22 protein-coding genes are annotated in these 25,790 nt (G+C 73.6%); 12 read left to right on the top strand and 10 right to left on the bottom strand.

Annotated elements, in window-relative coordinates:
* Positions 1-68 precede the first annotated feature (68 nt).
* The 5 genes from ACWD4B_RS20520 to ACWD4B_RS20500 form a co-directional block, all read right to left on the bottom strand.
* On the bottom strand, positions 69-1,874 hold the full coding sequence (locus tag ACWD4B_RS20520; protein WP_451422077.1) for a phospholipase C: 1,806 nt from the start codon (positions 1,872-1,874) through the stop codon (positions 69-71).
* 8 nt (positions 1,875-1,882) lie between these two features.
* Complete coding sequence (locus tag ACWD4B_RS20515; protein ID WP_451422076.1) at positions 1,883-3,256, bottom strand: Dyp-type peroxidase; 1,374 nt, start codon at positions 3,254-3,256, stop codon at positions 1,883-1,885.
* Positions 3,253-3,453, bottom strand: a complete 201-nt coding sequence (locus ACWD4B_RS20510) for a hypothetical protein (RefSeq protein ID WP_451422075.1) — start codon at positions 3,451-3,453, stop codon at positions 3,253-3,255. Before ACWD4B_RS20510 ends, ACWD4B_RS20515 begins: the two co-directional genes overlap by 4 nt.
* Positions 3,450-4,670 (bottom strand): imelysin family protein, encoded by a 1,221-nt coding sequence (locus tag ACWD4B_RS20505; RefSeq protein WP_451422074.1) that lies wholly within the window; start codon positions 4,668-4,670, stop codon positions 3,450-3,452. Before ACWD4B_RS20505 ends, ACWD4B_RS20510 begins: the two co-directional genes overlap by 4 nt.
* Positions 4,671-4,814: 144 nt before the next feature.
* Positions 4,815-5,492 (bottom strand): nuclease-related domain-containing protein, encoded by a 678-nt coding sequence (locus ACWD4B_RS20500; protein WP_451422073.1) that lies wholly within the window; start codon positions 5,490-5,492, stop codon positions 4,815-4,817.
* Between the two features lie 367 nt (positions 5,493-5,859).
* On the opposite strand from ACWD4B_RS20500, the gene ACWD4B_RS20495 reads away from it, so the two are divergent.
* From ACWD4B_RS20495 to ACWD4B_RS20485, 3 genes are all read left to right on the top strand, one after another.
* On the top strand, positions 5,860-6,525 hold the full coding sequence (locus ACWD4B_RS20495; protein ID WP_451422072.1) for a DUF4142 domain-containing protein: 666 nt from the start codon (positions 5,860-5,862) through the stop codon (positions 6,523-6,525).
* Positions 6,526-6,529: 4 nt separating this feature from the next.
* Positions 6,530-7,546: a DUF1996 domain-containing protein gene (locus ACWD4B_RS20490; protein ID WP_451422071.1), complete on the top strand. Its 1,017-nt coding sequence runs from the start codon at positions 6,530-6,532 to the stop codon at positions 7,544-7,546.
* Between the two features lie 120 nt (positions 7,547-7,666).
* On the top strand, positions 7,667-9,238 hold the full coding sequence (locus ACWD4B_RS20485; RefSeq protein WP_451422070.1) for an alpha/beta hydrolase: 1,572 nt from the start codon (positions 7,667-7,669) through the stop codon (positions 9,236-9,238).
* Between the two features lie 67 nt (positions 9,239-9,305).
* Here ACWD4B_RS20485 and hemQ read toward each other — a convergent pair whose 3' ends face one another.
* Positions 9,306-10,022 (bottom strand): hydrogen peroxide-dependent heme synthase, encoded by a 717-nt coding sequence (gene hemQ, locus ACWD4B_RS20480; protein ID WP_336416791.1) that lies wholly within the window; start codon positions 10,020-10,022, stop codon positions 9,306-9,308.
* 10 nt (positions 10,023-10,032) lie between these two features.
* Positions 10,033-11,457: a protoporphyrinogen oxidase gene (gene hemG, locus ACWD4B_RS20475; RefSeq protein WP_451422069.1), complete on the bottom strand. Its 1,425-nt coding sequence runs from the start codon at positions 11,455-11,457 to the stop codon at positions 10,033-10,035.
* Positions 11,458-11,568: 111 nt separating this feature from the next.
* On the opposite strand from hemG, the gene ACWD4B_RS20470 reads away from it, so the two are divergent.
* From ACWD4B_RS20470 to pcaG, 3 genes are read left to right on the top strand one after another with little or no spacing between them, the layout of a single operon-like run.
* The gene (locus ACWD4B_RS20470) at positions 11,569-12,762 is read left to right on the top strand and encodes a thiolase family protein (RefSeq protein ID WP_451422068.1); all 1,194 of its coding nucleotides are present in this window, start codon (positions 11,569-11,571) and stop codon (positions 12,760-12,762) included.
* A gap of 58 nt (positions 12,763-12,820) precedes the next feature.
* Positions 12,821-13,513, top strand: coding sequence for a protocatechuate 3,4-dioxygenase subunit beta (gene pcaH / locus ACWD4B_RS20465; protein ID WP_451422067.1), 693 nt, complete (start codon positions 12,821-12,823; stop codon positions 13,511-13,513).
* Positions 13,513-14,037, top strand: coding sequence for a protocatechuate 3,4-dioxygenase subunit alpha (gene pcaG / locus ACWD4B_RS20460; RefSeq protein WP_451422066.1), 525 nt, complete (start codon positions 13,513-13,515; stop codon positions 14,035-14,037). The genes pcaH and pcaG overlap by 1 nt, the downstream gene beginning before the upstream one ends.
* A gap of 21 nt (positions 14,038-14,058) precedes the next feature.
* On the opposite strand, the gene hemE is transcribed toward pcaG, so the two are convergent.
* Positions 14,059-15,123, bottom strand: coding sequence for a uroporphyrinogen decarboxylase (hemE, locus tag ACWD4B_RS20455; RefSeq protein ID WP_451422065.1), 1,065 nt, complete (start codon positions 15,121-15,123; stop codon positions 14,059-14,061).
* 91 nt (positions 15,124-15,214) lie between these two features.
* On the opposite strand from hemE, the gene ACWD4B_RS20450 reads away from it, so the two are divergent.
* From ACWD4B_RS20450 to ACWD4B_RS20430, 5 genes are all read left to right on the top strand, one after another.
* Positions 15,215-15,877: a DUF3000 domain-containing protein gene (locus ACWD4B_RS20450; protein ID WP_171078128.1), complete on the top strand. Its 663-nt coding sequence runs from the start codon at positions 15,215-15,217 to the stop codon at positions 15,875-15,877.
* 232 nt (positions 15,878-16,109) lie between these two features.
* Positions 16,110-16,769, top strand: a complete 660-nt coding sequence (locus tag ACWD4B_RS20445; protein ID WP_086571339.1) for a response regulator transcription factor — start codon at positions 16,110-16,112, stop codon at positions 16,767-16,769.
* A gap of 77 nt (positions 16,770-16,846) precedes the next feature.
* Complete coding sequence (locus ACWD4B_RS20440; protein ID WP_451422064.1) at positions 16,847-18,124, top strand: HRDC domain-containing protein; 1,278 nt, start codon at positions 16,847-16,849, stop codon at positions 18,122-18,124.
* A 227-nt stretch (positions 18,125-18,351) separates the two neighbouring features.
* The gene (locus ACWD4B_RS20435) at positions 18,352-19,572 is read left to right on the top strand and encodes a thiolase family protein (protein WP_451422063.1); all 1,221 of its coding nucleotides are present in this window, start codon (positions 18,352-18,354) and stop codon (positions 19,570-19,572) included.
* The gene (locus ACWD4B_RS20430; RefSeq protein WP_451422062.1) at positions 19,569-21,707 is read left to right on the top strand and encodes a 3-hydroxyacyl-CoA dehydrogenase NAD-binding domain-containing protein; all 2,139 of its coding nucleotides are present in this window, start codon (positions 19,569-19,571) and stop codon (positions 21,705-21,707) included. Before ACWD4B_RS20435 ends, ACWD4B_RS20430 begins: the two co-directional genes overlap by 4 nt.
* A 76-nt stretch (positions 21,708-21,783) precedes the next feature.
* On the opposite strand, the gene ACWD4B_RS20425 is transcribed toward ACWD4B_RS20430, so the two are convergent.
* Together ACWD4B_RS20425 and ACWD4B_RS20420 are read right to left on the bottom strand one after the other, a co-directional pair.
* Positions 21,784-22,698 carry a UTP--glucose-1-phosphate uridylyltransferase gene (locus ACWD4B_RS20425; protein ID WP_451422088.1) on the bottom strand — a complete coding sequence of 305 codons (915 nt, stop codon included), beginning with the start codon at positions 22,696-22,698 and terminating at the stop codon, positions 21,784-21,786.
* A 62-nt stretch (positions 22,699-22,760) separates the two neighbouring features.
* Positions 22,761-23,885: an LCP family protein gene (locus ACWD4B_RS20420; protein WP_451422061.1), complete on the bottom strand. Its 1,125-nt coding sequence runs from the start codon at positions 23,883-23,885 to the stop codon at positions 22,761-22,763.
* 155 nt (positions 23,886-24,040) lie between these two features.
* On the opposite strand from ACWD4B_RS20420, the gene ACWD4B_RS20415 reads away from it, so the two are divergent.
* Entirely contained in the window at positions 24,041-25,753 is a 1,713-nt protein-coding gene (locus tag ACWD4B_RS20415; RefSeq protein WP_451422060.1) for a hypothetical protein, read from the top strand.
* Positions 25,754-25,790: the final 37 nt, after the last annotated feature.

Here is a 25,790-nt window from a genome sequence, read left to right as displayed (position 1 = left end):
ATCTGCGGGTGCGTCGTGGCTGATCGCGCAGTTCCCCGCGCCCCTGACGGGGCGCCCCGACGGGGCGCTTACCCCTTACGGCGCCGGACCGCCAATGCCACTGCCCCGCTCACGGCCCCGACGGCCACCGCGCCGGCCGCGACGGCCGACCGCAGCCCGTGCGGTCGCGGTGCCGGCTCCGGGGCCCACCGCTCGGCGGACCCCGGCGGCGCCCCGAGCGGCGGCGCGGCCGCCCCCCGCTGCACCGACTTCACCGAGCCGTTCCGCTCCAGCAGCACCCGCGCCCCGTTCGGGTGCGCGAAGTCGAAGAGGTGCGCCAGCGAACCGGCCCGCTCGTCGAACGCCCCGCCCCCGATCCGGCCCGTGTGCCAGTTGTCCTCGACGAAGCGCAGGATCGAGGTCTGCTCCGTCGGCGTGTGGTCCACCGCGTCGACCTTGCTGTACGGGGAGATCACCAGCAGCGGCAGCCGCGGACCCGGCCCGCAGCGGCCCGCGAACTTCCCTGCGGGCGCAGGCCCGTTCTGGCACGCGGACGCGTCCGTCGGTCTGCCGCCGGCCGCCTTGCTGCGGATCCGCGAGCCGTTCAGCGGCTTCGCGTACACGTGGTCGTACCAGCCGTCGGAGTCGTCGTAGGCGACGACCACCGCAGTGTCCCGCCACTGCGGCGCGCTCTGGATCTTGTTGATCCAGTCCACCAGGAAGTGCTGTTCGTCGAGGGGGTCGGAGTAGCCCGCGTGCCCGTCCTGGTAGGCGGGGGCCTTGAGGAAGCTCACCGCGGGCAGCCGGCCCGCCCGCAGGGCCGCATCGAAGTCGGCCAGGTCGTAGGCGTGGTTGGCCCGCCCGCCGTGGCCGATCTCGGCGACGGACGCCGGAGGCAGGTGGTGCGGGTTGGCGGTGGAGCGGTAGTACTGGAACGGTGCGTGGTGCGGCGAGTAGTCGATCACCCGGGCACCGCCCACGTTGGCGTGCGCCGTGCCCGAACAGCGCGCGTAGTGGCCGGACTTGCCGTCCCACGCGGTGCTCGGCCGGAAGCCGCCCTGGAACCAGCCCCAGGTCACGCCCTTGGCGTTGAGCAGGTCGCCGACGTTGCGCCCGGTGAGCGCGGCCAGGGCACTGCGGGCGGTGTGGTCGTTGCCCGAGCAGTCGTCGTAGGCGGGGTCGGGGTCCTCGGTCAGCGTGCCCACGCCCTTGGCGTCGGGCACGGTCACGGCGGACCGGTCCGGGGTGCGCGTCTGCCGCGGGTGCTCGGTGCCGGACGCCGGGTCGGTGGAGATCACCCCGTGCGTCTGGCCGGAGACGAGGTTGACGGCACCGGGCGTCGACGGGCCGTAGGTGGTGCCGAAGAAGCGGTCGCTCATGCTGTAGTGCTGGGCGTAGTTCCACAGGGCGGTGACGGTGTTGCCGTCGTAGTAGTCCATCACCAGTCCGGGCTCGCCGTAGAGCGGCCCGGAGCAGGTGCTCGTCTCGGTGTACTGGACGTACCGGTCGGCCCGGCCGCCGTTCGCGGCGTACTGCTCGGGGCTGTAATTGTGGTTCTGGTCGCAGGTCATGGCCCGGTCGGGGCCCAGCCGGCGGGGCGGGTACTGGTTGGGGTTGCGGCGCAGCAGCCCGGCGGTGCGCAGGTTGTCGACACGGGCGGGGGTCCCGCGGGTGGCGGTGAAGGACGTGCCGTCGGTGTTGGCGGCGTGGGGGTAGGTCGCGAAGTAGTGGTCGAAGGAGATGTTCTCGTCGTAGACGACCACCAGATGCCTGACCGGTGTCGCCGTGGTCACGGGCACCGGAGGTGCCGGCGCCGCGGCTCCTGCGGTCACGCCCAGGGCCGCGGCAACCCCGGCGAGTGCTGCTGCACGTCTGGCGACAGGTCTGCCGGCCATGTTCCGTCTCACTTTCCGCTCGCGCCCAGCAGCGCGCGCCCGTACCAGTCCGCACCGTCCCGTACACCGGGAAGCACGAAGAACCAGCCGCCGCCGAAGGGCTTCACGTAGTCGGTCAGCGGTTCGCCCGCCAGCCGTTGCTGTACGGCCGTGAACTGCCGTACGGGGTCCTGCTGGTAGCAGCAGAAGAGCAGCCCCATGTCGAGGCTTCCGTTGACGTCCACGCCCCGGTCGTAGCTGTAGGAGCGGCGCAACAGGCGCTGCCCGTCGGCCTCCGGGGTGCGCGGGCCGGCCAGCCGGATGTGGCTGTCCAGGGGGATCACCTCGCCCGTGGGATCACGGTCGTAGGCCGGTTCGTCGGTCTCCCGGTCGCCGTCCAGCGGGGCGCCGGTGTCCCGGCTGCGGCCGAGCATCCGCTCCTGTTCGCGGAGGGTGACGCGGTCCCAGAACTCGGTGAACATCCGGATCAGCCGCACCACTTGATAGCTCCCGCCGGCCGTCCACGCGGGTTCGCCGCGGCCGGGCGGCACCCACACGAGCCGGTCCATGAGGCGGGCGTCGCGGACGTCGGGGTTGGCGATGCCGTCCTTGAAGCCGAAGAGGTTGCGCGGGGCGCCCGAGGGCCGGGGCGGGGCGGTGAAGCCGTCCAGCCGCCAGCGGATCTGCAGGCCTCCGCGCGTGTGGCGGGTGATGTCCCGCAGTGCGTGCAGGACGGTGTCCGTGCTGTCGGCGCACAGCTGGAGGCTCACGTCCCCGTGGCACCAGGCCGAGTCGGGGTCGTCGTCCGGGAAGACCGGCATGGCCCTGAGCCTCCGGGGCACCCGGTCCGCGAGCCCGTACCGCCCGTCGAAGAGCGAGGCCCCGACCCCGAGCGTGATCCGCACGGAGCCGTCGGCGGGGATGCGGGGTCCGAGCACCCCGGAGTCGGTGGGCGGCGCGGTGATGCCGGCCGGGGGCGGGGAGCCGCCGCCGGTGAGGAAGCGGGCCCGGGCGGTGAGGGTGCGCAACAGCTCGACGAGCCCTGCCCGGTCGGGGGCGGTGACGTCGAAGGCGGTGAAGGCGGTGGCCCGGGCGGGCGGGGTGAGCAGGGTCTGCTGGCGCGGGGCGTGGAAGGGGGTTCCCCCGCGGGGGGCGGCGCCGGTACGGGGCCCGGTGCCGTCCGCGGGACGGCCCCCGGCGAGGTCGGCACAGGCCTCGGCGCCGGCCGGACGCCCGCCCGCGCCGGAACCGGCCCCGGCCACGGGCCCGTTCGCGTCGTCCGGCCCGCCGCCGTCCGCGAGGGCCTGGCTGCCCGCCAGCACGCCGCCGAAGCCTGCCATGGCCCCGCGCAGGACACCACGCCGACGCACCGGGCGGGTTGCTGCGGTCGGCTCGCCGCTCATGCCGTTCTCCCTGGCTCGCACAGCGCCCCCGCCTCCGCCGGCCGGTCGGGCGCCGCGGGCCCTCCCCCGCCGCTCGCCCACCCCCCGGCCGCACGTACCGGGCTGCTCGGCACCGCCCCGCCGAGGCCCGCCATGACCCCGCGCAGCACGCCGGGCCGACGCACCCCGCGGACGACCGCGTCCGACTCGCCGCTCATGCCGTTCTCCGCGGCTCGCACAGCGCCGCCACGTCCGCCAAGTGCTCCAGCAGGTCGCCGAGTTCGGCGTCGATGCGCTCACGGTCGGCACGTGCGAGCCGCCGGGGCGGCGTCCAGGTGCTGCCCCGGCGGTGGGACTCCAGCGTGCGCCCGAAGCCGTCGAGCCGGCGGTCCAGCAGCGGCAGGTCCGCGTACCGGCTGCTCAACAGCGGCCGCAGCCGGGCGAGTACGGCGCGGGTGCCGTCCACGCCGGCCCGGACGGCGGCGAGGCCGGTGCCGCTGCCGTAGTCGGTGCGGCCGGTCAGTTCCTGCCGGAAGGCGTCCTCCAGGATCTCGTGCGCGCGGCGCGGCAGGTCCGCCGGATCCATGCGGGCCCGGTCCCCCTGCGCGCGCAGGGTGCGGACGTCCGCGGCCAGCCGCTGCGCGGCGCGGCGCAGGCCGGGGCCGTTCTCGCCGTGCCACAGCCCGTACTCGACACGGTGGAAACCGGTGAAGCGCCGGTCGTGCACGCCGCCGGGCAGGCCGGCCGTCGTGCGGTCGACGGCCTCGCCCGCGGCGCCGAACGCGCCGTAGGCGGCTCCCAGCCGTGCGTAGCCGAGGTGGGCGGAGAGCCAGGCCGCGCGGGCGGCGCGCCGGTCCCCGGCGGCGACGGCCGCGCTCAGGGCGTCGGTCCGCGCCACGAGGCCGTCCAGATGCCGGGCCACCCATCGCTGGTGGTCCAGGGCCGGCGGGATCAGGTCGTGCCGCGTGACGGGCACGGCGGCGGGGCCGCCGGCCGCGGCGGCCCCGCCGATCCGCACGGTGGGGCCGGTGACGGCATCCGCGTCCTCGTGCAGACAGACGAACGCGTACGCGCCGGGGCCCAGCCGGGCCCGCAGCTCCCGGACCGTGCCCGGCCCGAGCCCCTCCGCCTCGCCGAACACCGCTCCGGTGCGGGCGTCCTGCAGCCGCACGTCGGCCGCCGTGGCGGAGGTGTTGCGCAGGGCGAAGTCCTGCATCCCGGCGTGCGGGCGGGACCAGCCCGTTCCGCAGCCGCCCGGCGAGACCTCGACGGCGGTGCGGTCCGTCCCGTCGCCCGGCCGGGCGGCGGGCGCCTTCCCGGCCGCCCCCGGCACCCAGGCGGCGGCAACGGCCAGTGCGCCCGCGCCCAGCAGCCCTCCGCACACGGCCGGCACCAGGAATCGCGGCCGCGGCACGGCGGGAGGGGCAGCTGGCATTCCGGGGTCTCCCCACGCGGTCTGCGGCAGACGTCAACAACAGGCTGACGGCGGCTCATGCTAGGCACCGCGCCCGTCGGCACCGGGCGTGCCTGCGCCGTGCCGGTCGGGAACGCCCCCGGACTTCACCCGTCCGACGTCACATCAGGCGGCCGTCCAGACACGGCGGTTGCGGGCCACCGTGTGGATCCTGTCGACCTGCTCCGGGTGCAGTACGCCGCCCAGCGCGCCGAGCCCCGCGACCTCCGGCTCCCGCAGCACCCGGACGTCCTCCACCGCGTCCGCCCCGTCCACGCCCGTGGCCCCGGCCAGGGCCAGGACCGCCTCCACCCGCACCGTGAAGCGGCAGCCGTACGAGAGCACGTACGCGGACCGCGCGGCGCACTGCCGGGCCCGGCGGACGCAGGGCCGCGGGCGCTCCCGGGGGACGCGGACCATGGCGTCGTCCACCAGGGCCCGGACCCTGCGGGTCTGCTCGGCGGTGATGCAGAAGACGCCGCCGGGGCCGATGAGCAGGTGGGATATGACCGCGTCGCCCGGCAGGGCGATGGAGTGCACCACCTCCCAGCCGCCCGCGGTCAGCCCGTCCAGCCGGGCCCCGACGAGCTGTTCGGCCGCGAGCGAGCGGAGCCAGGCGTCCTCGACGGGACGGCGGCCGAGGAGCCGGGCGAGCAGCAGCCCGGCGCGGCCGGTGCGGGAGCCGTCGAGGCGCGCGCGGAGCGTCTCGCCCGGGCGGTTCGGGGCGAGATCGTCGTCGGGTGGCAGGAAGAGCCTCTCGGGGTCGTAGCGCCTTCCGTTCGCGCTGCTCTTCGGCTCGTGCACGCCCATCACCCCCATCCGCCATATTGCCGCAGAAGCGCGGGAACCAACCCATTCGGCCGTCCGTTGGACAGGGTGAGGCCCCGCGACTCCCCCCGTTCGCGGGGCCTCACCAGTGCCCGGCCGGTACGGCGAACCGAGCACCGTACCAACGGCCCTTCCCCGCGCGGGCGGCCTTGCCCACGCAGTGACGCAGCACACATCCGTGCGTCGAACATCTGCAACCGATCGCATCCCAGGTCAGCGCCGCATTGCCGGCCCCGCCCGGCCGCCCGCGCCCGGCGAACCTCCTCGGGGATCACCTCCGGACGTCTAGCGTGCGGTGCCGCCGCTCCCCCAGCTACCGCTGGGGGTGCCCCCAGGAGGCGCCATGCGATCCCGCACCGGCACCGGCCTGCTCGTCGCCGCGCTGGCGGCGACCCTGGCCGCGCTGCTCTTCCCCCTCTGGACCTACCACCCCCGCACCGGAACGGTCACCGTCGATCTCGCGGCGGGCTCCGTCCCCACCCGCTACGGGCCACTGTCCGCCGCCGACCGCGACTTCGTCACCCGGGTCCGGCAGGCCGGCCTGTGGGAGATGCCGGCCGGGCAGCAGGCCATGGCGCGCGGCACGACGGCGGCCGTGCGGCGCGCGGGCGAGCACCTGGTGGAAGGCCACACCGCGCTCGACAAGCACGTCCGCGACGTGGCCGGCCGGCTGGGGCTCCCCCTGCCCAGCCAGCCGACCGCCGAGCAGCGCGGCTGGCTCACCCGGCTCGACGCCGCGCAGGGCGACGCGTACGACCGGGAGTTCGCCAACATCCTGCGGCTCGCCCACGGCAGGGTCTTCGCCCTCGTCGGGCAGGTGCGGGCGGCCACCCGCAACTCGGCCGTGCGCGAGCTGGCCGACGACGCCAACGCGACCGTCCTCGACCACATGAAGGTGCTGGAGGACACGGGCCTCGTCGACTTCGACGCCCTCGCCTCCCAGCTGCCCCAGCCACCGGCTCCTGCACCGGATTCCCCCTCCCCCTCGAACTCCCCCTCGGAGAAATGAGCCCATGCCGACCCGCCACCGCCGCCGCCTCGGCGGCACGCACCTGATCCTGATCGCCTTACTGGCCCTGCTCGGCTCGGCCGCCGCCTTCGCCACCGTCACCGGCAACGCCTCCGCCCACCAGGCACCGTCCAGTGTGCCGTCCGACACTGACAGCGAACCCGGCGAACCCGGCCACACCCACGCGGGCCCCTCCCCCGCCGACTTCGCCGACATCCGCCGGGCCCCCCGCGACGCGTCCGACCCGGAGCCCGGCCCCGAGGCGTCCACCGGCACCTTCACCGCCCGCTGCGGCCGCAACGGGAACGGCCACCGCAACCCCGACAACTTCATCGTCACGCCCGGCGTCGCCAACGGCGCCCATCACGTCCACGACTACGTCGGCAACCTCTCCACCGACGCCTTCTCGACGGACGCCTCCCTGCAGGCCGCGGGCACCACGTGCGCCCGGGGCGACAAGTCCGCGTACTTCTGGCCCGTGCTCCGCGACGTACGGAAATCCGGCCGCATCCTCACCCCCGACAGCGTCGCCCTGACCTTCCGCGGCAACCCCGCCTCCCCGGTCACCGCCATGCCCGAGGGGCTCCGCGCGATCACCGGCGACGCCAAGGCGTTCACCGCCGGGACCGGCAACGCCCGGGCCCGCTGGGGCTGCACCGGCGTCGCCGGACGGCACTTCACCGACCGGTACCCGCTGTGCCCGCGCGACAGCCGCGTCGTCCGGCTGCTGGACTTCCCCAGCTGCTGGGACGGGCGGCACCGCGACAGCGCGGACCACCGCTCCCACCTCCGCTTCCCCGACGCCGCGTCAGGCCGCTGCGCAGCAGGCACCGTTGCCGTGCCGCAGCTGCGGATGGAGCTCACCTACACCGTGCCGCGCGGCCCGGCCTTCGCCGTCGACAGCTTCCCCGAGCAGCTGCGCAAACCCGTCACCGACCATGCGGACTTCGCCGACGTCATGTCCCGGGCGCTGATGACGACGGTCGTGCAGTGCATCGACGAGGGCCGCCGCTGCGGCTGACAGGAGGCCGCGTCAGGTCCCTTCGGGCGCATTGGCCCGACATCGCAGGACGGTGCTTTACTTCGTCAACCGCCATCCCAATTATCCCCTTTATCGCACAATCATCGGAGGGATGGCCCCGTGAAAGCAGCAGCCCTGTACGGCACGATCGGCTCACTGATCCTCACGGGGTTCACCGGCCTGCCGGTTGCCCCGGCCGGCGCGACCGGCACCGCGCCCCCGGGCAGCAACGCCGCCGAGGCCCGCGGCGAGACTCTCGCAGCCCGGCGCGCAGCGGACCGGGGCATCGACTTCGACAGCTGCGCGGCGGTCGAGGGACTGCCCGCCAGCGTCGAGTGCGGCACCGTCCTGGTGCCCCTGGACTACGCCCGCCCCGACGGCCGGCAGATCAGGCTCACCGTCAGCCGCCACCGCGCCACGGGCGACGAGCGGCAGGGGGCCCTGGTCTTCAACCCGGGCGGGCCCGGCGGGAACGGCATGTTCTACCCGCTCATCGCCGGCCTCCCCGCCTGGCGGAACGTCGCCGAGGCCTACGACATCGTCGGCTACGCGCCGCGCGGCGTCGGCCGCTCCGCCCCCATCTCCTGCGTCGACGCGGCAGGCTTCGACGGCGGCCCCAGCGCCGCCCCGGAACACCCCACGGCCGCGTTCAAGAAGAGGCAGATCGCCAAGGCCCGCTCCTACGCGGCAGGCTGCGCACGCCGCAACGGGGCGTCCCTGCGGTACTTCACCAGCATCAACAACGCCCGCGACCTCGACGTCCTGCGGGCCGCGCTCGGCGAGAAGAAGCTCAACTACGTGGGCGCCTCCTACGGCACCTACTTCGGCGCCCTGTACGCGACGCTCTTCCCCGGGCACGTGCGCCGCATGGTCTTCGACAGCGTGGTCAACCCCGACCCGCGCCAGATCTGGTACGGCAACAACCTCGACCAGTCCGCCGCCTTCGACCGGCGCTTCGGCGACTGGCGCCGCTGGGTGGCCAAGCATGACGCGGTCTACCACCTGGGCCGCCGCGCGGCCCAGGTGCTGGCCGCGTACGAGAAGGCGAGCAGGCAGCTGGAGCGCCACCCGGCCGGCGGCGTGGTCGGCCCCGGCCAGCTGCAGGGCGCGCTCCTCAAGTCCGGCTACAGCGACAGCCATTGGGCGCGCGACGCGCAGGCGCTCTCCGCGTACGTGCACGGTGACGAGGGGCCGCTGCTGGCCATCGCCTCGCCGCCCGACGCGAACACCGCGGCGAGCTCGGAGAACGAGAACGCGGTCTACACGGCCGTCGAGTGCAACGACTCGGCCTGGCCCAAGGCGTGGGAGGTGTGGGACAAGGACAACACCCGGCTCGCCAAGCACGCACCGTTCGAGACGTGGAGCAACGCCTGGATGAACCTGCCGTGCGCCTTCTGGCAGGGCCCCCGGCAGAGAGTGGTCGAGGTCGGCACCGGGCGCCGCTCCGCCCTGCCGCCCACCCTGCTGCTGGCCGCCGAACGGGACGCGGCCACGCCGTACCGGGGAGCGCTGGAGCTCCAGAAGAGACTGCCGGGGTCGGCCCTGGTCACCGAGCGCGGTGCGGGCACGCACGGCATCGGCGGCGGCCCCAACGCGTGCGTCAACCGGTACCTGGACACGTACCTGCTGACGGGACGCCTCCCCGCCCGCCGCACGTACTGCGCACCGCGCGCGGAGCCCCGGGCGACCTGAGCGGGACAGACGACGGAGGGGCCCGGGAGCAGGTTGCTCCCGGGCCCCTCCGTCGTCTGCAAGAGCCTTACGCCAGGCCCGCGATCAGGTCCGCGACGGCCTTGCGGCGGCCGGTGTAGAACGGGACCTCCTCGCGCACGTGCATGCGCGCCTCGGACGCGCGCAGGTGACGCATCAGGTCGACGATCCGGTACAGGTCGTTCGCCTCGAAGGCCAGGATCCACTCGTAGTCGCCCAGCGAGAAGGACGCGACCGTGTTGGCCCGCACGTCCGGGTAGCCGCGGGCCATCTTGCCGTGGTCGGCGAGCATGCGGCGGCGGTCCTCGTCGGGCAGCAGGTACCAGTCGTAGGAGCGGACGAAGGGGTAGACGCTGACGTAGTCGCGCGGGGTCTCGTCGGCCAGGAACGCCGGGATGTGCGACTTGTTGAACTCGGCGGGGCGGTGCAGTGCCATGTTCGACCAGACCGGCTCCAGGGCGCGGCCCAGGTTCGTCCGGCGGAAGAGGTTGTACGCGTCCTGGAGGGCGTCCGAGGTCTCGGAGTGCCACCAGATCATGACGTCGGCGTCGGCCCGCAGCCCGGAGAGGTCGTAGGTGCCGCGCACCGTGACGTCCTTCTCGGCGAGCTGGGCGAAGAGCTCCTCGACCTCGTCGGCCCAGCCGGCCCGGTCCTGCGGGAGTACGTCGCGCAGCTTGAACACCGACCACAGGGTGTAACGGATGACCTCGTTGAGGTCCTTGGCCTTCTTGCCGGCGTTCGGGGTCTTCACAGGGGCGTCAGTCATGTCCCTATTCTCACTCGCCGCCGTCGCCGCGTGCCGCCAGGGTGGCGAGTACCTCGCCGGCGGCCCGCTGTCCGCTGGAAATGCAGGCCGGGATGCCCACTCCGTCGTAGGCCGCGCCGCACACCTGCAGGCCGGTCAGCCGGGAGACGTGGTCGCGGATGCGGGCGACGCGGCCGAGGTGGCCGACGGGGTACTGCGGGAGTCCGCGGTGCCAGCGGGTGACCCGGCTGTCGACCGGTGCCGCCGCGAGGCCCACGGCCTCGCCGAGGTCCTTGAGCGACAGCGATACCAGATCGGCGTCCTCGCGCCTCAGGTCGTCCTCGTCGCCAAACCGCCCGATCGAGGTACGCAGCACGAAGAGGTCCGGGGCGGCCTCCGTGTTCCAGCGCCACTTGTTGCTGGAGAAGGTGGACGCCTTGATCGTCCGTCCGTCGACGGGCGGGACGAGGAAGCCGCTGCCCTGCAGCAGCCCCTCGACGTCGGAGCGGCGGAAGGCCATGGTGACCAGCGCCATGGAGGCGTACTCGACGGCGGCGAGCTCGGCGGCGGCCGCGGGGGACGCGTCCGCCAGCAGGGCCGCCGCGGCGGGCGCGGGCGCGGCGAGCACCACGGCGTCGGCGGCGAGCACGCCCGCGTCGGTCGTCACGCTCCAGCCGTCCGCGCCGCGGACCAGCGAGCGGACGGGCGTCCCGGTACGGATCCCGCCTCCGGCGGCGCGCACGGCATCCGCCGCCGCGAGCGGCAGTTGCCCGATGCCGCCCTCGATGCCCTGGAAGACCGGGCCGGCCTGCTGCGGTGCACTCGCGGCGCGCGCCTGCACGGCCCGTACGGCCTCGGTCAGCGTGCGGTGCGTGCGGACGGCCTCGAAGAGCTGGGGCACGGCGGCGCGCATCGAGATCCGGTAGGCGTCGCCGGCGTAGACGCCGCCCAGCAGGGGCTCGACGAGCCGGTCCACGACCTCGCGGCCCATGCGCTCGGCGACGTGGGTGCCGATGGCGACGTCCTCGCCGACCTCGGCGGGCGGCAGTTCCGCGTCCCGGGCGATCCTGGCGAGGCCCTCCGCGGAGAAGACGCCGGAGGCGGCGAGCGCGGCCGGGTCGCCGGGGACGCCCATCACATGGCCCTGGGGCAGCGGCCGCAGTCCGCCGCGGGTCCACAGCATCGCGGTGGCGGCGGGCGGCTGCAGCCGGTCCGCGAGGCCGACGGCGCGGGCCAGCTCGACGGCCTCCGGCCGCCGCGCCAGCACCGACTCGGCGCCCAGGTCGACGGGCATGCCCGCGATCTCGCCCGCGTGCAGCTTGCCGCCGACCCGGTCCGAGGCCTCCAGGAGCGTCACCCGCGCCCCGCCCTCCAACAGCCGGAGGGCCGCCGCCAGCCCCGAGATTCCGCCGCCGATGACGACCACATGCCGCGAGGAGGTGTGCGCTGCGCTCATGGGTCCACTGTCTCAAACCGCCGTACGGCCGCAGTCGGCAACCCCATTGACAGGTACCGGCGCCCGGCCGAGACTCGCGCGCAGCGATCACCGATGGTTTACGGAGACCCCATGACCGACCGCATCCGGGATGTGTACATCGTCGACGCCGTCCGCACGCCCGTCGGCAAGTACGGCGGCGCGCTCGCGGGCGTCCGCCCCGACGACCTCGCCGCGCACGTCGTCCGCTCCTTGGTCGGCCGGTCGCCGGCACTGGACCCGGCGCGCATCGACGATGTCGTCCTGGGCAACGCCAACGGCGCGGGCGAGGAGAACCGGAACGTGGCCCGCATGGCCGTGCTGCTCGCCGGGTTGCCGGTCTCGGTGCCCGGCGCGACCGTCAACCGGCTGTGCGCGTCCGGGATGGAGGCGGTCGTGCAGGCGTACCGCGCGATCGCGCTCGGCGACGCGTCGGTGGTGATCGCGGGCGGCGTGGAGTCGATGAGCCGCGCCCCCTGGGTGCTGCCCAAGCCCGAACGGGCCTTCCCTGCGGGGCACCAGGAGATGTACTCGACCACGCTCGGCTGGCGGATGACCAATCCCGCCATGCCGCCGCAGTGGACGGTCTCGCTGGGCGAGGGCGCCGAGCTGATCGCCGAGAAGCACGGCATCGGCCGGGCCGAGCAGGACGCGTTCGCGCTCGCCAGCCACGAGAAGGCCGCGCGGGCGTGGCGGGAGGGCGCGTACGCGGCCGAGGTGGTGCCCGTGCCGGGGGTGTCGCTCGCGCGGGACGAGTCCATCCGCGACGCCACCTCGCCGGAGGCCCTCGCCGCGCTGAAGCCCGCGTTCCGCAAGGACGGCGGCACGGTCACGGCGGGCAACTCCTCGCCGCTGAGCGACGGTGCGGCGGCGCTGCTGCTGTGCGACGAGGACGGGCTGCGCGAGACGGGCCGCGAGCCGCTCGCCCGGGTGCGGTCCACGGCGGTCACCGGCATCGAGCCGGACCTGTACGGGCTCGGGCCGGTGGACGCGGTGCGGCGGGCGCTCGCCAAGGCGCGGCGGTGCTTCGCGGAGGTGACCCACTTCGAGCTCAACGAGGCCTTCGCCGCCCAGGCGCTGGGCTGCTTCGCCGAGTGGCCCGACCTCGACCCGGGCATCGTCAACCCGCGCGGCGGCGCCATCGCCGTCGGCCACCCGCTGGGCTGCTCCGGCGCCCGGCTGACCGGTGCCGTCGCCCACCAGCTGGCGGCCGCGGGCTCGGGCACGGGGCTGGCGGCGCTGTGCATCGGGGTGGGGCAGGGCCAGGCCCTGGTCCTCGAACGCTGACCCGAACTGACCGGAAACCGGCGGCGGATGACCGGTCCGGCCGGGGTAGGTCACCGTCATGACAGCACCTCGACATCTGACGGAACAGGCATCCCCGCACTACCGCGGGCTGGAGAGCCGCCGCCCGCAGCGGCCGCCGATCCCGTTCGTCCCCGACCCGGACGCCGTCGAGGCGGCCGGGCCGGTCTTCGGCGCGGCCGACGTGGGCCCGTTCGACGCCGATCTGACCCGGCAGCACCCGGGCGAGCCGATCGGCGAGCGCATCGTCGTCACCGGGCGGGTCCTGGACGGCCGGGGCCGACCGGTCCGCGGCCAGCTGCTGGAGCTGTGGCAGGCCAACGCCGCGGGCCGCTACGTCCACCGGGCCGACCGGCACGCGGCGCCCCTCGACCCCAACTTCACCGGCACGGGCCGCTGTCTGACCGACGACGAAGGCCGGTACCGCTTCACCACGATCCGCCCCGGGGCCTATCCGCTGGAAGACTGCGCGAACACCTGGCGCCCGGCGCACCTGCACTTCTCGGTCTTCGGCACGGCGTTCACCGAGCGCCTGGTGACCCAGATGTACTTCCCGGGCGATCCGCTGCTGGCGTACGACCCGGTGCTGCACGCGGTCGCCGACCCGGCCGCCCGCCGGTCCCTCGTCGCCGCGCACGACCCGGCGCTCGACGAGCCGATGCACGCGCTCGGTTACCGCTGGGACGTCGTGCTGGACGGAGCGCACGCCACCTGGACCGAGGGGAGCCGCTGATGCCCGCGACGCCTTCGCAGACGATCGGCCCGTACTTCCACATCGGCCTGCCGTTCCCCGGCGGCGGCGACCTCGCGCCCGCCGGGCACCCGGAGGCCGTCACCGTGCACGGGTACGTTCTGGACGGCGCGGGGGACGCCGTGCCGGACGCCCTGCTGGAGTTCTGGCAGGCCGCCCCGGACGGTTCGCGCATGGGCGCCCCCGGCAGCCTGCGCCGCGACGGCGCCCGGTTCACCGGGTTCGCCCGCGTGCCCACCGGCGACGACGGCCACTACGCCCTGCGGACGCTGCCGCCGGGCGGCACGCCCTGCCTGGCGGTGTGCGTCTTCACCCGGGGCCTGACCCATCACCTGTTCACGCGCGTCTACTTCGCGCTGCCGGAGGACGACCCACTGCTGCGCACGGTCCCGCCGGAGCGACGCACCACACTGCTGGCGACACCGGACCCGGCGGGGCACCGCACGTACCGCTTCGACGTGCGGCTGCAGGGCGAGGCGGAGACGGTGTTCTTCCGCGCCCCGTAAGGGGCGCCGTAGTTGACGCGGTCAGCTCGCGGTCTGCTCGTGCACGTGAGCCACCAGCCGGGTAAGGGCGTCGGGGTCGGTGTCGGGCATCACGCCGTGCCCGAGGTTGAAGATGTGGCCCTCCAGGCCACGCGCCGCGTCGAGCACCTCGCGGGTCTTCGCCTCGACCGCCTCGGTCGGGGCGAAGAGGACGGCCGGGTCGAGGTTGCCCTGCAGCGCCTTGCCCGGGCCGACGCGGCGGGCGGCCTCGTCCATCGGGACGCGCCAGTCGACGCCGACGACGTCCGCACCGGCCTCGCCCATGAGGCCGAGCAGCTCGCCGGTGCCGACGCCGAAGTGGATGCGCGGCACGCCGTAACCGGCGACGGCGTCGAAGACCTTGGCGGAGGCGGGCAGCACGTACTGGCGGTAGTCGGCGGGGGCGAGGGCACCGGCCCAGGAGTCGAAGAGCTGGACGGCGCTCGCGCCCGCCTCGATCTGGACGCGCAGGAACGCGGAGGTGATGTCCGCGAGCCGGTCCACCAGGTCGCGCCACAGCTCCGGGTCGCCGTAGATCATGGCCTTGGTGCGCTCGTAGCTGCGCGAGGGCCCGCCCTCGATGAGGTAGCTGGCGAGCGTGAAGGGGGCGCCGGCGAAGCCGATCAGCGGGGTGCTGCCCAGCTCGGCGGTGAGCATGCCGATGGCCTCGGTCACGTACGGGACGTCCGACGGGTCGAGCGCGCGCAGCCGGTCGAGGTCGGCGCGGGTGCGCACCGGCTCGGCGACGACCGGGCCGACGCCCGCCTTGATGTCGAGGTCGACGCCGATGGCCTTGAGCGGCACGACGATGTCGCTGAAGAAGATGGCGGCGTCGACGCCGTGGCGGCGGACGGGCTGCAGCGTGATCTCGGTGACGAGCTCGGGCCGCATGCAGGACTCGAGCATCGGGATGCCCTCGCGGACCTTGCGGTACTCGGGCAGCGAACGCCCTGCCTGCCGCATGAACCAAACCGGCGTGTGCGGGACGGGTTCGCGCCGGCACGCCTTCAGGAAGGCCGAATCGTGTGCCGCGGTGCGGCCCGTCTGCTGCTGGCTGCGCTCACTCATGTCCCAAATCTTCGCACGGGCCGAACGAGTGACCCGCCCATGTGGGTGTCCCTACGCGGAACCGCGCGTCCTTCCGCCTAGTCTTCCGGGCATGGCTGCGGCGCAGGGACACCTCTCGGACGGTCCGGACGACGCGGATGGGGAGGGCATCCCGTCCGTCTTCCGGCAGGCGGTCGCGGGGCTCCAAGGGGTCCGGCTGCGGCCGGAGATCGAGCTGGACGCCACTCCGCCCCCGCAGCGGCTCGCCCCCTTCTCGTACGCGCTGGAGGCGGCGGTCGTCGTGGACGACGAGGAGCTGGCGGACGGCCGGCTGATCCTGCTGCACGACCCGGCGGGCCACGAGGCGTGGGGCGGGACGTTCCGTCTGGTGACGCTGATCCACGCCGACCTCGAGGAGGAGATGGCGGAGGACCCGCTGCTGCCCGAGGTGTGCTGGTCCTGGCTGACGGGCGCGCTGGAGGCGCGCCGGGTGCCGTACGCGGCGATCAGCGGGACGGTGACGCGGGCGAGCTCGCACTACTTCGGGGGGCTGCAGGAGCGCGAGCCGTCGACGCGGATCGAGATCCGGGCGTCGTGGTCGCCGGTGCGGCCGGGCCCGGCCGTCCCGGCGTCGGGGCAGGGCGTGCCGGACACGGCGGCGCATCTGTCGGCGTGGTGCGATCTGCTCTGCCAGATCGCGGGGCTGCCGCCGGGCGGCGCCCCGGAGGCGGGTGTGGTGACGCTGCCTCAGCGGCGGGGCCCGCAGAGCCGCTGACGGGGTGTCGCCACCGCGACGTTCGTCAAGGAATCGTGTTCCGGTACCGCTGATCGGGCATCCCTGATAGGGCAATCATCCCAATTGCCCGAATTGTTACTCACCAATTCGTGATCATTCCCTAAAGCCGGACCGTTTGAGTGCCGAAGGACCTTGTGACCCTTCCTGCACGGATCGCCCGGCTTATCCCCAAAGTCGGCACCCGTCCCCGCCACTCCCTTTTGGAGGCCTGGTGTCCGTTCTCCTCGAGCAACCCGCGAGCCTCGCCTACCGCCCGAACAAACCGACGGCCATGGTCGTCGTCGCCGACCCCCGCGTCCGCTCCACGGTCACCCGCCACCTGTGGGCCCTGGGAGTGCGCGACGTGATCGAGGCCTCGTCCATCGCGGAGGCCCGCCCGCGCATCGGCAACCCGCGCGACATCTGCGTCGCCGACGTGCACCTCCCGGACGGCTCCGGGCTGACCCTCCTCTCCGAAACCCGCGCCGCCGGCTGGCCCAACGGCCTGGCCCTGTCCGCCGCCGACGACATCGGTGCCGTGCGCAACGCCCTCGCGGGCGGCGTCAAGGGCTATGTCGTCACCGGCACCCGTACCAACCTCGGCGTCCCCGGCCGCCCCGGAGCCGCCCCCATCGGCTCCGCCGCGGCCCGGATGCAACGCCGCCCGCCCGGGGCCCCCGGGCACCCGGGCGGCTACCGCGAACTGTCCGGCCGCGAGGTCGAGGTCCTGCGGCTGGTGGCGGAGGGCCAGTCGAACAAGGCCATCGGCGTCTCGATGGGGCTGTCCGCACTCACCGTGAAGAGCCACCTGGCCCGGATCGCCCGCAAACTGGGCACCGGGGACCGGGCCGGGATGGTCGCCGTGGCGCTGCGCACCGGCATCATCCACTGACCCCTCCCGACCGCATCGCGCCCGTCGCCGGAACGTTCCGGCGACGGGCGCTTGCCATCCACGGATACCCTTGACCGGTGACCGACGCCCAAGACACCGCAGCAGAAGCGACACTGCGAACCCCCGGGGGCGGCCCCCCGGACGACGTCGAACCGGCGCCGATCCCCCTGCTGGAGCCGCGCGAGGGCATCCCCCCGGTCGTCGCCGACCCCGACGCCCTGGCCGATGTCGTCGCCGCCTTCGCCGCGGGCACCGGCCCCGTCGCCGTCGACGCCGAGCGGGCCTCCGGCTACCGCTACGGCCAGCGCGCCTACCTCGTCCAGCTGCGCCGCGAGGGCGCCGGCTCGGCGCTGATCGACCCGGTCGGCTGCCCCGACCTGTCCGCCCTGGGCGAAGCGGTCGCGGATGCCGAGTGGGTGCTGCACGCCGCCACCCAGGACCTGCCCTGCCTGCGCGAGATAGGGATGGTGCCCACGCGGCTGTTCGACACCGAGCTGGCGGGCCGGCTCGCGGGCTTCGCGCGGGTGGGACTCGGCGCCATGGTCGAGAACGTCCTGGGATACGCCCTGGAGAAGGGCCACTCCGCCGTCGACTGGTCCACCCGCCCGCTGCCCGAGCCCTGGCTGCGCTACGCCGCGCTGGACGTGGAGCTCCTCGTCGACCTGCGCGACGCCCTGGAGGCCGAGCTGGACCGGCAGGGCAAGCTGGAGTGGGCCCGGCAGGAGTTCGCCGCCATCGCCGCCGCCCCGCCGCCCCCGCCCCGCAAGGACCCCTGGCGCCGCACCTCCGGCATGCACAAGGTGCGCAGGCGCCGCCAGATGGCCGTGGTGCGCGAGCTGTGGAACGTGCGCGACCACGTCGCGCAGCGGCGCGACGTCTCGCCGGGCAAGGTGCTCGGCGACGGCGCGATCGTCGAGGCCGCGCTGAACATGCCGCCGAACGCCCACGCCCTGGCCGCCCTGCCCGGCTTCGGGCACCGGATGAGCCGCAAGCAGCTGGAGCAGTGGCAGTCGGCCGTCGACCGGGCCCGGGCCATCCCGGAGGCGGAACTCCCGCAGCCCGGCCAGCCGCTCACGGGCCCGCCCCCGCCGCGCGCCTGGGCCGACAAGGACCCGGTCGCCGCGGCCCGGCTGGCGGCGGCGCGGTCCGCGGTCTCCGGGCTGGCCGAGCGGCTCACGATGCCGCAGGAGAACCTGATCACGCCGGACACCGTGCGCCGGCTGTGCTGGGAGCCGCCCAGGGACCCCACCCCGGAGGCGGTCGCCGAGGTCCTCGCGGCCCACGGCGCCCGCCCCTGGCAGGTGGAGCAGGTGACTCCGGTACTGGTCACGGCGCTCCGCACGCCCACGGCCTGATCCCCCCTTCCCGACGGGCCCGGCCCCGCCCCAGGCGGCGGACCGGGCCCGTCGGCGTACCCGGACCAGCGGGAACGGCACCCCGCGTGTGATCTGTGACGCTCCCCGCCAGAGGGCTGGGCAGCGTGGTTACCCGCAAGTAGCATGACGGTGAGCTTCCGCGCTGTGGCGTACCCCTGTTCCGGCATGCCCGAGCGCAGCGACCCCGCATCTGGAGGAGAGCCAACGTGCCTCGTACCGCTAGGGACGTCGTCTTCGTCGACGGCGTCCGCACCCCGTTCGGCAAGGCGGGCCCGAAGGGCATCTACCACGAGACCCGCGCCGACGACCTGGTCGTCAAGTGCATCCGGGAGCTGCTGCGCCGCAACCCGGACCTGGACCCGGCCCGGATCGACGAGGTGGCCCTCGCCGCCACGACCCAGATCGGCGACCAGGGCCTGACCCTGGGCCGCACCGCGGGCATCCTCGCGGGCCTCCCGCAGTCGGTGCCCGGCTTCTCCATCGACCGCATGTGTGCCGGTGCGATGACGGCCGTCACCAGCGTCGCCGGCGGCATCGCCTTCGGTGCCTACGACCTCGCCGTCGCGGGCGGCGTCGAGCACATGGGCCGCCACCCGATGGGCGAGGGTGTGGACCCCAACCCGCGCTTCGTCTCGGAGAAGCTGGTCGACCAGTCCGCCCTGTTCATGGGCATGACGGCGGAGAACCTGCACGACCGCCTGCCGCACATCACCAAGCAGCGCGCCGACGAGTACGCGGTCCGCAGCCAGGAGAAGGCCGCCAAGGCCTACGCCGACGGCAAGATCCAGGCCGACCTGGTGCCGATCTCCGTGCGCCGCACCAGCCCCGACGGCGGCGAGACCGGCTGGGGCCTGGCCACCGCCGACGAGCCGATGCGCCCGGGCACCACGCTGGACGGCCTGGCCACGCTGAAGACCCCGTTCCGTCCGCACGGCCGGGTCACCGCGGGCAACGCGGCCGGTCTCAACGACGGTGCCACCGCCTCGCTGATCGCCTCCGAGGACGTGGCGCGCGAGCTGGGTCTGCCGGTCAAGATGCGCCTGGTCTCCTACGCGTTCGCGGGCGTCGAGCCGGAGGTCATGGGCATCGGCCCGGTCCCGGCGACCGAGAAGGCGCTCGCCAAGGCGGGCCTGTCGATCGACGACATCGGCCTGTTCGAGATCAACGAGGCCTTCGCGGTGCAGGTGCTCTCGCTCCTGGACCACTACGGCATCGCCGACGACGACCCGCGCGTCAACCAGTACGGCGGCGCCATCGCGTTCGGCCACCCGCTGGCGTCCTCCGGTGTGCGTCTGATGACGCAGCTGGCGCGGCAGTTCGAGGAGCAGCCGCACGTCCGCTACGGCATCACGTCGATGTGCGTGGGCTTCGGCATGGGCGGCACGGTCATCTGGGAGAACCCCCACTTCGACGGAGGCAACAAGTGAGCACCACCGCCGAACTGTTGAAGGGCGCGGCAGAGCTCTTCCCCGACGAGGTCGTCACGCAGGCGCACGTGCGCCACCTCGACCTCCCGCAGGGCGCAGGGAAGTTCGCCCTGATCACGCTGGACAACGGCCTGGACCACACCAAGCCGACCACCTTCGGCCCGCAGTCGCTCGCCAACCTCAACGTGGCGATCGACCAGGTCGAGAAGGAGGCCGCCGAGGGCGGCATCGTCGGTGTCGGTGTCACCGGCAAGCCGTTCATCTTCGCCGTCGGCGCCGACCTCAAGGGCGTCGAGCTGCTCAAGCGCCACGAGGACGCGCTGGCCATCGGCAAGGGCGGCCACGACGTCTTCAAGCGCCTGGCGGCCCTCGCGGTCCCGACCTTCGCGTACTACAACGGCGCGGCCATGGGCGGCGGCGTCGAGGTCGGCCTGCACTGCACCTACCGCACGGTGTCCCGGGCGATCCCGGCCTTCTCGCTGCCCGAGGTCTTCCTCGGCCTCGTCCCGGGCTGGGGCGGCTGCACCCTGCTGCCGAACATCATCGGTGCGGACCGCGCGGTCTCGGTGATCATCGAGAACTCGCTCAACCAGAACAAGCAGCTCAAGGGCAAGCAGGTCTTCGACCTCGGGATCGCCGACGCGCTCTTCGACGGTGCGGACTTCCTTGAGCAGTCGCTGATCTGGACCGCCTCCGTCCTGACGGGCGAGACCGAGGTCTCCCGTCCCGAGGTCGACCGCGGCGAGGCCTGGGACCGGGCCGTCGAGCGCGGCCGCTTCATCGCCGACGGCAAGGTGCACGGTGCCGCTCCGGCCGCGTACCGCGCGCTGGACATCATCGCCCAGGCCAAGAACGGCGACCTGCGCCAGGGCTTCGACGCCGAGGACCAGGCCCTCGCCGACCTGATCATGGGCGGCGAACTGCGCAGCGGCATCTACGCGTTCAACCTGGTGCAGAAGCGCGGCAAGCGCCCCGCCGGCGCCCCGGACAAGTCGCTGGCCCGCCCGGTCACCAAGGTGGGCGTCGTCGGCGCCGGCCTGATGGCCTCGCAGCTGGCACTGCTCTTCGCGCGCCGCCTTGAGGTGCCGGTCGTGCTGACCGACATCGACCAGGCGCGCGTCGACAAGGGCGTGGGCTACGTCCACGGCGAGATCGACAAGCTGCTCGGCAAGGGCCGCATCAACCAGGACAAGGCCAACCGCCTCAAGGGCCTGGTGTCCGGCTCCCTCGACAAGGCCGCCGCCTTCGGCGACGCGGACTTCGTCATCGAGGCCGTCTTCGAGGAGATGGGCGTCAAGCAGCAGGTGTTCGCGGAGGTCGAGGCGGTGGTCCCGGAGACCGCGATCCTCGCCACCAACACCTCCTCGCTGTCGGTGTCCGAGATGGCGTCGAAGCTCAAGCACCCCGAGCGGGTCGTCGGCTTCCACTTCTTCAACCCGGTCGCGATCCTGCCCCTGCTGGAGATCGTGCGCGGCGAGCAGACCGACGACGCGGCGCTGGCCACCGCCTTCGCGGTCGCCAAGTCCCTGAAGAAGACGGCCGTGTTGGTGAAGGACGCTCCCGCGTTCGTCGTCAACCGCATCCTGACCCGCTTCATGGGCGAGATCCAGAACGTCATCGACGAGGGCACCCCGGTCGCGACGGCCGAGAAGGCCGTCGAGCCGCTCGGCCTCCCGATGTCCCCGCTGGTCCTGCTGGAGCTGGTCGGCCCGGCGATCGGCCTGCACGTCTCCGAGACGCTGGCCGCCGCCTTCCCCGACCGCTTCAAGGTCTCCCCGAACCTGGCGGCGGTCGTCAAGGCCGGCAAGCGCGGCTTCTACGTCTACTCCGCCGAAAATCCTGCCAAGCCGGAGCTGGACCCCGAGGTCGAGGCCCTCCTGGTGCAGGGCGACACGGCCCTGACGGAGGAGCAGGTCCGCGCCCGCGTCCTGGACGCGGTCGCGCAGGAGATCGGCCTGATGCTGGACGAGGACGTCGTCGCCGAGGCCCAGGACATCGACCTGTGCCTGATCACCGGCGCCGGCTGGCCCTTCCACCTGGGCGGCATCACGCCGTACCTGGACCGCGAGGGCGTCTCGGAACGGGTGAACGGCAAGCGCTTCCTGACGCAGGGCGTGGCGAGCGTTCCGGCGTAACGGACGGCGTGCACCCGAACGGGGGCGTGCGAGCGGGGAGTTCTCCCGCCCGCACGCCCCCTTCGGACGTCTCCGGTCAGTCCGCCGACAGCTCGTTGGCGGCGAACTCGCGCAGCCAGGCCCGGAAGTCCGGCCCGAGGTCGGCCCGTTCGCAGGCCAGGCGCACGGTGGCACGCAGGTACTCGCCGCGGTCACCGGTGTCGTACCGGCGGCCGCGGGAGACGACACCGTGCACCGGGCCGCCCGCGCCGGTAGTGGCCAGGGTGTGCAGTGCGTCGGTGAGCTGGATCTCCCCGCCCCGGCCCGGTGCGGTGGCGCGCAGGACATCGAAGACCGCGGGGTCCAGGACGTACCGGCCGATGACCGCATACCGGCTGGGGGCTGTTCCGGGGGCGGGCTTCTCCACCAGTCCAGTGACCCGCAGCGCCTCGTCGTCGCCGGGCACGGTCCGCACCTCGGCGCACCCGTAGAGGTGGATGCGGTCGTCGGGCACCTCGGTGAGGGCGACGACGCTGCCGCCCAGCCGTCTGCGCACCTCGGTCATTCGGGAGAGCAGTGGGTCGCGGGGGTCGATGAGGTCGTCGCCGAGCAGCACGGCGAAGGGGTTCTTCCCCACGTGGGCCTCCGCACAGAGCACGGCGTGCCCCAGGCCCAGTGGGTCGCCCTGGCGGGCGTAGTGCACGGTGGCCAGGGTGCTGGACTGCCGCACCAGGGCGAGACGTTCGAGGTCGCCCTTGCCCTCCAGCACGCTTTCCAGCTCGTGGGCCCGGTCGAAGTGGTCCTCCAGAGCGCGCTTGTTGCGGCCGGTGATCATCAGGACATCGTCGAGTCCGGCGGCAGCCGCCTCCTCCACGACGTACTGGATGGCCGGCTTGTCGACCAGCGGCAGCATCTCCTTGGGTGTCGCCTTGGTGGCCGGCAGGAAGCGCGTGCCGAGGCCCGCTGCGGGGATGACGGCCTTGACCACGGGCGCGTTGGCGGGTGACTGCATACGGTGCACGGCCGGACGGCCGCTCCTCTCTCGTGCGCCGCCCGGCGAGGGCGACTTGACCATTACTTTATGGAGCCTTCAGCGCTTTTACCAATCGCACCTTTTGGTGGCGATGCAGCCGATATGCCCTTGTCGTCCCGTACGGCGGACCACAGCTTTCCCGCCGCGGGCTCGTCGGCGACGACCCGGTTGGGGTCCGCTCGGTCCGGCACCACGGGGAGCATCACGGTCGCCATCCGGCCCGGGTCGACGCGCTTCATACTGCGGGCGAAGTCCGAAAGCGCGGAGAGCGACGCCAGACCGGTGTCCGTGGTCAGGGACTTGGTGGCGGCGTCGGCCAGCCGGTACAGCTTGGCCGGACTGCCGAGCGCGTCCTGCCGCTTGACCTCCGCCAGCACGGCGATCAGGAACTGCTGCTGGAGCCCGATGCGCCCCAGGTCGCTGCCGTCGCCGATGCCGTGCCGGGTCCGGACGAATGCCAGCGCCCGTGCGCCGTCCAGCCGGTGCTCCCCCGCCGGGAGGTGCAGCCCGCTCGACGTGTCGTCGATGGCCCGGTCGATGGTGACCGTCACTCCGCCCAGCGCGTCCACCAGTCCCTCGAACCCCGCGAAGTCCAGCTCGATGTAGTGGTCCAGCCGCACGCCCGACATCTGCTCCACAGTCTTGACCACACAGGCCGGACCGGCCTCCGTGTAGACGGAGTTGAACATCACGCGCTGCGCGGACTGCAGCGTCGAGCCGTCGGACCTCCGGCACTCGGGCCGCGTGACCAGAGTGTCGCGCGGGATGCTCACCGCGGTGGCCCGGGTACGGTCCCCGGGGACGTGCAGCACCATGGCCGTGTCGGACCGCGCCGTTCCGCCCGTGTCCCCGCCCGCGAGTCCTGCATTGGCCCCCGACCGCGAATCCGAGCCGAGCACCAGGATATCCACCGCACCGCTCGACACCTTCTGCGGACGGTCCTTGCCCAGCGCTTCCTCCAGATCGACACTGCGCAGGTTGGATTCGAATCGATGGTAGATCCACCAACCACCGGCACCGGTGACCAGAATCACCGCCAAGAATGCCCAGAGCAGGATCCTGCGGATGCGCTGACTCCGATTACGTCGACCCTTCCGACCCGCACGGGCTCTTTTTCTCCGGCCCGCTCCACCCCTCTGCGGTGAACCGGCTGTGAGATCGGTCATCAGTTGCGTGTCCCTTGAAATGGATCAAAGGATTCCGCACACAGCGGATCCTCTCATCGCCCATACCATGAAAATCCCCTTGAACACCCGCACTAATGTGAGGGCAAAGTGAGTGTAATGTGAGGGTCATATGACACGGGGGACTGGGAGTACCGATGGGACGCGCCAGCGCGAAAGATGAGCGGCGCGCGACGCGACGGGAGCGGCGCAGCGCCGGCACCGGGGAGACCGCGGGCCGGATTCCGCACACCCGGTCCTCCGGCGCACTCCCGGCCGTTCTCCACGTGGTCGCCCACCCGTGCGACGCCTTGACGGTCACCGGCCCCGAACTGCGGCGCAGCCTCCAGGAACACGGGCGCCCAGTGGTCGTGGCCTGCCTGACGCCCGGCGAGACGCAAGGCCGCCGGGCCCTGCTCGGTGCACTGGGCGACGACGGGTCCTGGAACGAGCACGCCGAGGAGCTCCCCGGCGGCTCCGTCCTGCGGTTGCACACCTTCGCCACCGCCCCGCACGTCCGGGTCTGCTTCCTCGAAGCGGGGCCGCAGCCCGTCGATCTGACGGAGTGCACCGGGCACCTGCTGGAGCGCTTTGGGCCCGGCACCGTCCTCACCCTCGACCCCGACCCCGAGCACACCGGCTGGAGCGACGAGACAGGCGCCCGGTACGCCGATCACCCCGAGCACGGCGCCGTGGCCCGGGCCGTCCTCGAGGCTGTGCACCGGCACACGGCCCGCGGCACGGGCGAAGCCCCGGTCATAGAGTGCTTCCGGGCCGCGGAGAGTTGCGAGGAGCACACCGCGCGCCGCGCCGCCGTCGTCCGGTACCCGGGTCGCCGCGTGTGGCTGACGCATGGCAGGGACGGCCGGCTGACCGCGTACGCCGCGGTCGGCGGCGGACTCGTCCGCTGGACCGAGACCTCCCCGGGCGGGCCGGAGTGGAGCAACCGCACGACGATCCCCTCTCCCCCGCTGCTGCCGGTACTCTCCGTGGCCCAAAGCCCGGAGGGCTGGGTCCACTTGGTGTCGCTCCGGCGCACCCCGGGGGACTCCGGCCGGGGCCCGGTCGAGGTGATGCACACCGTGCAGTACCAGACGGGCCGTCCGACCGGGGCCTGGCGCTCCCTCGGCAACCCCAACGGCACGCACCCCGTCAAGGGACGCGAGGCCGGTGTGCCGGCCGTCGTGGTGGACCAGGACGGCTGCGCCCACGTCTTCGCCCGCAACTTCGGGCGGGGCGTGAGCGCGCGCAGTCAGCAGCCGAACGGCGTCTGGGGCCCGTGGCGGGACATCCAGGGGTCCGGCGTCCGGGACGGACTGGCTGCGGTGCTCGACGACGACGGCCGCCCCGAGCTGTTCGGTGCGTCCCCCGCCGGAGTGCTGCACTGGCAACACGGCCCGGAAGGCGGCACGTTGCAGCAGGTACCGCGACCGCTGCCCCTGTCGGCCGAACCCGGCTCGGCGCTCGCCGCACTGCGGACGGGGCCGGGAGGGACCACCGTCTACGGCTGTGCCGCACACGACGGCGTGCTCGGCGCCGTCCGGACCGACGGCGCCGCCGGCTCGCTCGGCGGGGCGGGCGGCCACGGCGTCACGGCCGTCCGCACGGTGATCGGCGGTTACGACTGCACCGTTCTGCTCCAGCGCTCCGCCGAGGGGGACACGGCGGTCGGCGCCTTCCCGACCGGCTACGAGTCACCCGGCCTGTGGTGGCAGCGCACCGGCGGGCAGGGGGTGCGTGAGCCCGCCGCCGCGGCCGACGCCCACGGCCGGCTCGTGGTGGCCTCACTGGGACTCGACGGCCGCTTGCAGGTGGCACGGCAAGTCCCGGACGGACAAACCTTTTTGCTCGGCGAATGGACGACCGTCTGAATCAAGCGGGGGGATCCGACTCGGTGGGGGCTGCGTC

The sequence above is a fragment of the Streptomyces sp. NPDC002536 genome (assembly GCF_053594995.1).
The sequence above is the reverse complement of the archived record's forward strand: the minus strand, read 5'-3'. Positions and strand labels throughout refer to the sequence as shown.

What these genes read in the sequence shown, in the direction of transcription:
- ACWD4B_RS20450 (WP_171078128.1), top strand. Translation starts at nt 15,215, where the DNA reads ATGGCTGCGGCGCAGGGACACCTCTCGGACGGTCCGGACGACGCGGAT.
- ACWD4B_RS20510 (WP_451422075.1), bottom strand. Translation starts at nt 3,453, where the DNA reads ATGAGCGGCGAGTCGGACGCGGTCGTCCGCGGGGTGCGTCGGCCCGGC.
- ACWD4B_RS20420 (WP_451422061.1), bottom strand. Translation starts at nt 23,885, where the DNA reads ATGACCGATCTCACAGCCGGTTCACCGCAGAGGGGTGGAGCGGGCCGG.
- ACWD4B_RS20490 (WP_451422071.1), top strand. Translation starts at nt 6,530, where the DNA reads ATGCCGACCCGCCACCGCCGCCGCCTCGGCGGCACGCACCTGATCCTG.
- ACWD4B_RS20415 (WP_451422060.1), top strand. Translation starts at nt 24,041, where the DNA reads ATGGGACGCGCCAGCGCGAAAGATGAGCGGCGCGCGACGCGACGGGAG.
- hemE (WP_451422065.1), bottom strand. Translation starts at nt 15,123, where the DNA reads ATGAGTGAGCGCAGCCAGCAGCAGACGGGCCGCACCGCGGCACACGAT.
- pcaH (WP_451422067.1), top strand. Translation starts at nt 12,821, where the DNA reads ATGACAGCACCTCGACATCTGACGGAACAGGCATCCCCGCACTACCGC.
- ACWD4B_RS20515 (WP_451422076.1), bottom strand. Translation starts at nt 3,256, where the DNA reads ATGAGCGGCGAGCCGACCGCAGCAACCCGCCCGGTGCGTCGGCGTGGT.
- ACWD4B_RS20495 (WP_451422072.1), top strand. Translation starts at nt 5,860, where the DNA reads ATGCGATCCCGCACCGGCACCGGCCTGCTCGTCGCCGCGCTGGCGGCG.
- hemQ (WP_336416791.1), bottom strand. Translation starts at nt 10,022, where the DNA reads ATGACTGACGCCCCTGTGAAGACCCCGAACGCCGGCAAGAAGGCCAAG.
- ACWD4B_RS20520 (WP_451422077.1), bottom strand. Translation starts at nt 1,874, where the DNA reads ATGGCCGGCAGACCTGTCGCCAGACGTGCAGCAGCACTCGCCGGGGTT.
- hemG (WP_451422069.1), bottom strand. Translation starts at nt 11,457, where the DNA reads ATGAGCGCAGCGCACACCTCCTCGCGGCATGTGGTCGTCATCGGCGGC.
- ACWD4B_RS20425 (WP_451422088.1), bottom strand. Translation starts at nt 22,698, where the DNA reads ATGCAGTCACCCGCCAACGCGCCCGTGGTCAAGGCCGTCATCCCCGCA.
- ACWD4B_RS20505 (WP_451422074.1), bottom strand. Translation starts at nt 4,670, where the DNA reads ATGCCAGCTGCCCCTCCCGCCGTGCCGCGGCCGCGATTCCTGGTGCCG.
- pcaG (WP_451422066.1), top strand. Translation starts at nt 13,513, where the DNA reads ATGCCCGCGACGCCTTCGCAGACGATCGGCCCGTACTTCCACATCGGC.
- ACWD4B_RS20470 (WP_451422068.1), top strand. Translation starts at nt 11,569, where the DNA reads ATGACCGACCGCATCCGGGATGTGTACATCGTCGACGCCGTCCGCACG.